Raw genomic sequence first — 8522 nt, 5'->3', positions numbered from 1 at the left:
CAAGGACGGTCTCGCACAGTAAAAAGTTGCATTGGTAAGCTAATAATTACTGAAAAACAAGCCGAAAAATTGGGAGTCAAAAAATCAACTCGTTTAGCTCCATTATTTGAAAAATGCTGCCTCCGTCAGGTGGCTAATCTCTCTTATGAGAAAGCAGCCTGTGAAATAGAAGCCCAGACGGGAGTGCATATAGGTCACACTTGTTTACACCGATTAGTGGAAAAGCAAGAATGGGCGTCCAGAATAGCTACTTCGGAGGTAAAGGAAACCAGTGTGGATGGGGGGAAAGTCCGTCTCACAAAAGAAGAGGGAGAGGGCAGTCACTGGCTTGACTATAAGGCTGTGCGACTGCACGACAGTTATTACGGGGCATTTTTTCTTGACAATCAAGCGTTAATTAATTATGTGAACAGTCAGCCTTTATCAGAGGTACTAACCTGTTTGGGGGATGGTCATGATGGCATTTGGAATATTATTGTCCAGTTGAATCCTGACGGGGCGCGGCGGGAAATTTTAGATTGGTATCACTTAGTTGAAAATCTATGTAAGGTCGGTGGGTCGTTGAAGCGTCTGGCGCAGGGTAAGGAGTTTCTATGGCAAGGACGAGTCGAGGAAACCATCAATTTATTTAAGTCTTGCCGTCAAAAACAAGCGCAAAAGTTCTGCGCTTATTTGGAGAAGCATCGCTCCCGGATTGTTAACTACGAGCAATTGTCAACACAAAAGGTTTGCTCCATCGGTTCCGGAGCTGTAGAGTCGGCAGTAAAACAAATTGATAGAAGGTTGAAAATTTCAGGAGCGCAGTGGTTGATGAAAAATGTTAATCAAATGCTTAAGCTTCGGTGCGCCTACCTTAACGGATCAATATCCGTTTGATGCTCAAAAGCGCAAAACCGGGATGCTCCCAGATATTTGATATTTATTCGTAGTGCATCAAAAGAGAAATGGGTAGGAATGATTAACGCTTGGGATTTTTCCTCAAAGCTTTATGGATTTTTTTCCATTTCTCTTTCTCGACTAATTGTGCCTTTTTATCTTGTTTGCGGCTCAAATATGCAACTTCTTGTTCCAGCTTTTGATAGTTGTGGAAACGTTGCTTATCAAGCGTACCCTCCAAAATCGCCTGTTGCACTGCACATCCAGGTTCTTCCTCATGTTGACAATCGCGGAAGCGACACAACTTGGCTATAGTCTCGATATCCGAAAAAGTTGACTGCAAACCTTCATTTCCAGCCCATATTTGTATTTCTCGCATTCCCGGAGTATCTATCAGCAAACCCCCAGAAGGTAAGATAATTAACTCTCGATGTGTTGTGGTGTGACGACCGCGGCTATCTCCAAGGCGGACTGATTGAACAGCTTGAATGTCTTCACCTACTAATTGATTCGTAATCGTGGATTTTCCCACTCCAGAAGAACCAATTAGGGCTACAGTTTGCCCAGTGCTAAGGTAAGGGGTTAAGGCTTCTAGTCCAAGCTGGGCGATCGCGCTCAGAATGATAATCTGTACACCGGGTGCGATCGCTTCTATTTCAACTCGTCTTTCCTCAACTCGATCGCACAAATCCGCTTTATTCAAAATGATGACTGGATTAGCGCCACTTTCCCAAACTAAAATCAGATAGCGTTCAATTCTTCTAACATTGAAATCCCCATCCAATCCCGAAACTAGAAATACCGTATCAATGTTAGTACCAATGATTTGCTCATCTGTGATTGCGCCTACAGTTTTTCGAGAAAATTTACTTTTGCGCGGCAAAATCTCATGAATTATTGCTCTTTCTTCGCCGTTTATGGGGTTGATTACTACCCAATCTCCTACCGCCGGAAAATCTGCGCGTCCTCCGGCTTGGTGGCGCATTTTCCCCGTGACTTCTGCTCTTTGCTCTCCAAACTCAGTATAGAGAAGGTAAGTGTTTTTCTGCTCTATAGCGACTCGCCCAACAGTATATCCCTGTTGCAAGTAGCTATTGAAGTTTTTGGCAAAAAAACTATTCCAGCCTAATACCTCTAAATTCATTTAATTTTCCTCTAGGTGTGCGTATGCTGACCGCTACACTCACAGAGGAATTTTGAAAATTATTCGCGTACATCTGTGAGGTTAGGGTGTTGTGTCTTGATGGTTATTGGTTTCAATCGCGACAATATCCTTCATGGTTCTTTCTCCTTTGATACTTTTCAAGAATTTTCCAATCGAGCTTGTAACATCGTACTACAAGAAATCTATCGAAGCAATGTAGTTTACATAACTTAGGAATCTTCACAGAGCAGATACATTGAAATAAGCGCGATCGCTTAGCTTATATTATTGGCGCGTTTGGCTTTAGAACATCACCCGATCAGGCGACTCGGAAGGATGAAGTTAGTAAGCGTAGGGTGGACTACCCCCCTACTGGCTTTATTAGGACTCTTGAGAGATGTGACGTTTGAAAAACAAAACCCAACAACCAGTAACCGAGGGGACGTTGTTGGGTTTTGCTATGATTATCAAGCTAAAAATTCCTAAACATAAAAATAAGTGAGGCGATGACCGCCTCACTTATAGCTTTCCCAGTCAGAAACTCTTAACGAGTAAACCTCTTTATCGTGCGGAAGCAGCCTGTGCTTGGGAACCACCAGCCGACTTCAGCTTGCGCGAGGATACTGACCTTGGCAAGGTGTCTAGTTTAGGTTGAACATTAGACACTGGTTTGGTTTCTAAGTTATTAAAATCTTCCGAGCTATTAAGAATTTGAACAACTTGATCTAAACCTGTCATTTCCAAAATAATTCTGACTTGATCGCTGCTTGAATGAATAAAAGCTTTGCAACCAGAGGCCCTAGCCATTCTCAAAACTGAAACTAGGGCCATTAAGCCAGAACTACTCATAAAGGTGACATTTTTCAGGTCGAGTAGAACAATTTTAACTCCCTGCTTAATCAGGATTTCGATATCACGGGTAAACTGGGTAGCCTTAGAACCATCCAAAACATCAGGAGATTGAACGACTTTAGAAAGAATGCTCATATAGATACGCCTCAATTAGTAAAAGAAAGGGGGAAAATTTTGCTGAAATGGTTGTAAAAAAAAACAACAGATTTATGTGCATTTGTTATGCCAAAAGTGGCAGCTTGCACTCTTGGAAATAGCGAGCGATCGCATTCTCCAGAGATGGCAGCAAAACACCCCTTTCGCTAGTCAGAACGCTGTACCTTGGACGCGGTGCCAATAATTGCAGAGCTTGCATGGGACGAGCTTCAACCTGCTTGGCATCGAGACGAGCGCATCTAGCCGCAAACCTTGCCAAATCAGCCCAGGAACTCTCGCCTGAGTTAGCGATGTGCCACAAGCCGTACTCGCCATCAATTAAAAGATCGAGGCTGGTATTGACAAGATCCGGAATGTATGTAGGTGAGATAACCGCATCCTCTACCGCTACGAAAGGCTTTCCAGCGGAGAGCGTCCGTAGGGCAACGGTGATAAAGTTATATTCGTCCCACGGCCCAAAGAAGGCGCTGGTACGGATTACAAGTGCTGAGGGCAGAGCTTGTAAGACACGCACCTCAGCTTCACCTTTGCTGCGTCCGTAGACGTTAAGCGGTGCAACAGCATCACTTTCAACGTAGGGAGAGGTAGAAACTCCATCGAAAACAAGATCCGATGAGAAGGTGAGTAGTTGCACTCCATGCCGAGCGCAACGTTCGGCTAAAACTGCTGGCCCGTCGGCATTTTCGCGCCGGCAAGCATCAGGTTCTAGTTCGGCATCATCTACTCGAACATACCCGGCGGCGTTGACAATTGCCCAAGGCTTCAACTCTGTTAATACAGTATCAACAGAGGCGGGGTTAGCAATATCCATCTCTCGGCGAGTTAAGAGATGGTATGGAATACCCCGAAGGTCGCACAATCGAGCAAAAGCATTTCCTAGCGTCCCGGTTGCTCCTGAGATTAAAAGAGGGCGGAGGGATTTGGAATTTTGGATTGTGGATTGTGGATTTTCTCGGAATTGGGAATTAGAAATTGGTGAAGAGGAAGTGTTCTTATCTTCCCAAGCCCCCAGTCCTAAGTACCCAGACCCTTCTTCGCCAGTTCCCAGTCCCGAATTGCAACTTACTGGAGGATAGAGGAGTCGCTGGGATCGCCACCACCAACCAGGTACATCGAGAAGCGGATGCTCGCATGTCTCACCTTTTGCCAAGTCGCGGATCATTCGGGCAATTGCTGTGGGACGGGGGTGAGGCGATCGCAAGTCGAATACCCCAGGCTCATAGTGGCCTTCATCCCTAGTCACCAGGCTATTCCAGTCGTAGGAACCCAACAGCGACCAAGCAGTGATGGCACGCAAGTCTATGCCTTCGGAACGCACAGTGTTTGCGGCATCCCAAACTTCCTTAAGCCAACGCAACTGCTCTTCGCGGGTGCAACCGTGGTGTACTTCGGTGACTGCGATCGCTATTTCGTAGCGTTCCCATACTTCTTTGATGAGTGTACGCGGCCCCGCTATCCCTTCGGTGCAAACCCGCACCGCTTCTACATCTGCGTATTGATCCCGCCCGTTGCTTCCATGCGTCCAACTAGGATAACGGTCAAGGCGCTCATCAAGGAAGCGATCGCTTGTCAAGTAATGATTAATGCCCATTATGTCCGGCGGACAGGGATTTTCCAGAAACCACTCAAGATCAGCTTCATCGATCCCCACCACCTTACGCAGATATGACCAAAGCGGATGAGCTTGGTTCAGGCGACCACACAGCAGATCGAAACTCAGCCAGCGACGCTCATTTTCAAACTCTGCCTGATACGCCATCTTCGGCGTACTGAAAACTTTGCACAAGTCTTCCGTTTGCACCAACTTTGCAGCCGGGTTAATTTGGCGAATCGCCTGCATCGAAAGAATAACAGCGCGGCACTGCGTCAACAACGCCTGAATGAAAGTTAAAGCATCCCGACCGTGAGGATACCAGTGACCGTATAATCCGCTAAAACGCGCCGTAGTCAAAGGCTCGTTGACAGGCGTGTAATTTTCTACCCAAGGATAACGCTCAGCAACCGCGTGGGCAAACTCTGCCAGCCCAGTCGCAAAGGATGGATCGATCAGGCTAGTATGACGCGGGCCGCTACCGTGGTGAACTAAGCCGACAATCGGAGTGATGCCGAGTTCTTGCAAACGTCCTAGTCGCTCATCCGCCCACGACCAATCTGCCTTATCTGGCCCTTCGGGGGCAGTGAGTTCCCACAGCACCGGGTAGCGAATGGCAGTCACGCCCAGTTCGGCAAACAAGTTCAGGTCATCCAACCGGGTTCCGTGACCGTTGCGCTCCATCTGGTTGAAATAGCGATCGCCTACGCGATTAACGGTACACTCTAGCCCCGCCCACATCTCCAATTTTGATTTTTGATTTTTGAATTTGGAATCTTGAATTAATTCAGAATTCTTAATTCCTATTTGCCAATCTAATGATGCTTTTGTCATTTTTCACTCCTCATTAATTCGCTGTCGCGTCACAGGTACATTAGGTAATGTCAACCATTAGTCACAGGTAAGGTGGGCATCACCCACCCTACAGAACAATGACTAATAACCCATGACTAATGACTAATGACTAATGACTGCTTTTCCCATTACCGTTTGCTGTCACCGTTTCCGCCTGTGGGCGTTGCTCAACAATTTCGTTGAGACTAACATTCTGGGTATAGCCGCTTCTACCTTCTACTGGTTCTAGTTCTAAAGGTAGTTTTGTGCTGATCTTTTCGTGGATGGAAAGAGCTTGAGCGACCACTTGATCCATGTTGTAATACTTGTAAGTCGCTAGCCGCCCCACGAAATGCACACCAGGAGTTGCATCAGCCAGTTCCTTATATTTCTTGTAAACTTCAGCGTTTTCTGGACGCGGTACTGGGTAGTAAGGATCTCCCTCGGCGCGGGGGTACTCGTACACAAGGCTAGTTTTAGGATGCTCTTGTCCCGTCAGATACTTAAACTCTGTTATCCGGGTATATAGCTGCTCGTTGGGATAGTTTACCGTCCCGGTTGGTTGATGGTTTGGCTGGTTGAGGGTTTCGTGCTTGAACTCTAGGGAACGGTAGGGAAGCTTGCCATAGCGGAAATCAAAGTAAGCATCAACTGGCCCGGTGTAAATCATCTCCCGATACGGCATTATCTGCTGAATTTCCCGATAATCGGTGTTGAGCATGATTTTGATGTTCGGGTGAGACAACATTTTCTCGAACATCCGGGTATAGCCGTGCAATGGCATTGCCTGATAAGTATCGGTAAAATATCGGTCGTCGCGGTTGGTGCGAGTTGGTACGCGAGCTGTAACTGATTTGTCAAGTTCCGAGGGGTCGAGATCCCATTGCTTGCGGGTGTAACCACGGAAGAACTTTTCGTAAAGTTCCCTTCCGACTTTGCTAACAACTACATCCTCCGAAGTGCGGATATATTCTTTCTTTTCCGCAACTGACGCAAAGAACTCTTCAAGTTGAAAGGAGGTGAGATTTAGTCCGTAAAGTTTATTTACGGTATCGAGGTTAATGGGAATTGGAACTAATTGACCGTCTACACTAGCTAGTACGCGATGTTCGTAAGAACGCCACTCGGTGAAGTTTGAAAGGTACTCGAAAACTTGGCGGGAGTTGGTGTGGAAGATGTGGGGGCCGTACTTGTGTACGAGAATGCCTTCATCATTGTAGTGGTCGTAAGCGTTACCACCAATATGCGATCGCTTGTCTACAATCAGAACCTTCTTTCCTGCCTGACTCGCCAGCCTCTCAGCCAAAACGCTTCCAGCAAAACCAGCCCCAACAATGAGATAATCAAACATTTTTTTATTCCGCCTTTTGAATTGCGATTAGGAATCTTGCTGGCATAAAAAAATACCAGCTACGTACAGTAACAACCTCTCAAACTTTGAAAACTCAGCCTTGTGCAACTTACTCGAAAAGGCACTTTCAAAGTTATATCTGACCAAAATGCAAACCTTATCCTCGCGCGGCAGCATCTTGACTCTCTTAGCCTGTGGAAACACTTTGCATATCCGGCGTTAACGCCTCCTTAGAAGACGCACTTGCGTTGCTGATTACACCTTCCACCAGCTGCATCATTCTTCCCCAAGTAGAATCCCAAGAATTGTCAGCTAAAAACTCATCCACCTTGTTCAGCCACTCAGAGTCCTGAGATTGATTCAACGCCGTCTCAACTGCGGCAACAAAATCTGGTACTGTGTCTGCAATGTGTACCAAACCCATATCCCCGTAGGGACGCACCACATCGCGGATGGAAGTAGACACCACTGGTTTACCAGCAGCGAGGTATTCTGGGGTTTTTGTGGGACTAATAAAGCGTGTTGACTCATTATGAGCAAAGGGCAACAATGCCACATCCCATCCAGCAATATATGCAGGCAACTCTTGATAAGATTTGCCACCCAGATAATGAATATTGGGGTGGCGTGGCAAAACTTCTGGATCTATTTTGACAACTGGACCAATAATAACTAAATGCCAGTTAGGACGCGCTTCGGCAATACTACCAAGCAAGTCGATATCCATGCGCTCGTCTATCACCCCAAAAAATCCCAGACGCGGGTGGGGAATATCCACTTGATCTGCTGGTTCTTGTGTAGCGTTGCGTTCAACGTCTCGACATTGGGCAAAGTGCGCTTTGTCAATGCTACTTGGAAATGCGTAGACGTTCGGGTGCTGGTTGCGCTTGCTCTCGTAAATACTTTGTCCGCCTGTAAATACCAAGTCTGCACGGCTGAATAGTTCAGCTTCCAGGTCTTTTAGGGCAGGCGGCGCTCCCTTGAATGCAGATAGTTCGTCCATGCAGTCATAGACAATAACCTGCGGCTCTAAGTGGCGCGAGAAACCCATAGCCATTGGCGTATAGTACCAGAGGATGTAGTCGCTAATCTGCGCTGCATCAAACAAATCATCTAACATCACCTGTTGAGTGGTTTTTACTGCTTCTTCACTCAGTCCTTCTCTCAGGTGCGGCACTACAACGCAGACTCCATCTTCACCGATGCTAATATCAATTCGCCCCTCGGCATCGGCACTAAAAATCGGCTCTTCGATAAAAAATACACGTCGCTGCTTGCTAAAGCGGCTTAGGAGATGTTGAGGTCGCTGATAGACGAAATTCCAACGCAAATGCGACAAACAAACTAGATCGGGTATATCTGAAAAGGAAGATTTTGGAAAATCAAACTTCAACTTTGATGATGCATTTAGGGATGACGATTCGGGTGCGGTTTTAGAAGAATTTTCTATTTCCCATGCTCCAACACTGCTAACACTATTGTTCACTTTTTTTTCCTGTTGGGACATAACTAGCCTCAGATAGTTATATAATCGAAAGATGGCTTCCAAAAATGTCTTACCCTTGAAAGGTAAAAGCTAATTCAGAAAGTAAAACATGGCATTTTATAGTAGCCTTCATTCTTCAGAAACTGCAATAACAAACGTAATAAAGCACCAACTAGCGCTTTGCTAACCGTATCGTAACTTGCCAAGCATTTATTGAAAACAGCCTGGTACT

General features: G+C 46.2%; 5 protein-coding genes and 1 pseudogene. 1 reads left to right on the top strand and 5 read right to left on the bottom strand.

Going from position 1 to position 8522, the window contains the following annotated elements; all coding sequences use genetic code 11:
* Nucleotides 1–876: ISKra4 family transposase (locus H6F63_RS20155; RefSeq protein ID WP_190639262.1), on the top strand; the 876-nt coding region annotated here is incomplete at its 5' end.
* Nucleotides 877–958: 82 nt separating this feature from the next.
* On the opposite strand, the gene rsgA is transcribed toward H6F63_RS20155, so the two are convergent.
* From rsgA to H6F63_RS31110, 5 genes and pseudogenes are all read right to left on the bottom strand, one after another.
* Nucleotides 959–2020 carry a ribosome small subunit-dependent GTPase A gene (gene rsgA / locus H6F63_RS20150; RefSeq protein ID WP_190639261.1) on the bottom strand — a complete coding sequence of 354 codons (1062 nt, stop codon included), beginning with the start codon at nucleotides 2018–2020 and terminating at the stop codon, nucleotides 959–961.
* A 561-nt stretch (nucleotides 2021–2581) separates the two neighbouring features.
* Nucleotides 2582–3007, bottom strand: a complete 426-nt coding sequence (locus H6F63_RS20145) for an STAS domain-containing protein (protein WP_190639260.1) — start codon at nucleotides 3005–3007, stop codon at nucleotides 2582–2584.
* A gap of 85 nt (nucleotides 3008–3092) precedes the next feature.
* Nucleotides 3093–5360 carry a family 1 glycosylhydrolase gene (locus H6F63_RS20140; RefSeq protein WP_347276818.1) on the bottom strand — a complete coding sequence of 756 codons (2268 nt, stop codon included), beginning with the start codon at nucleotides 5358–5360 and terminating at the stop codon, nucleotides 3093–3095.
* 223 nt (nucleotides 5361–5583) lie between these two features.
* Entirely contained in the window at nucleotides 5584–6804 is a 1221-nt protein-coding gene (glf, locus tag H6F63_RS20135) for a UDP-galactopyranose mutase (protein WP_190639259.1), read from the bottom strand.
* Nucleotides 6805–7054: 250 nt separating this feature from the next.
* A pseudogene (locus tag H6F63_RS31110) lies at nucleotides 7055–8311 on the bottom strand (glycosyltransferase family 1 protein); the annotation flags it as partial.
* Nucleotides 8312–8522 lie beyond the last annotated feature (211 nt).

The sequence above is a fragment of the Trichocoleus sp. FACHB-40 genome (genome assembly GCF_014695915.1).
Lineage (GTDB): Bacteria > Cyanobacteriota > Cyanobacteriia > Cyanobacteriales > FACHB-T130 > Funiculus > Funiculus sociatus.
Note: the sequence above shows the minus strand (reverse complement) of the source record. Positions and strands in the feature narration are given on the sequence as shown.

Excerpts from the sequence above, each read along its gene's own strand:
- rsgA (WP_190639261.1), bottom strand. The coding sequence starts at position 2,020 with ATGAATTTAGAGGTATTAGGCTGGAATAGTTTTTTTGCCAAAAACTTC.
- H6F63_RS20145 (WP_190639260.1), bottom strand. The coding sequence starts at position 3,007 with ATGAGCATTCTTTCTAAAGTCGTTCAATCTCCTGATGTTTTGGATGGT.
- H6F63_RS20140 (WP_347276818.1), bottom strand. The coding sequence starts at position 5,360 with ATGTGGGCGGGGCTAGAGTGTACCGTTAATCGCGTAGGCGATCGCTAT.
- glf (WP_190639259.1), bottom strand. The coding sequence starts at position 6,804 with ATGTTTGATTATCTCATTGTTGGGGCTGGTTTTGCTGGAAGCGTTTTG.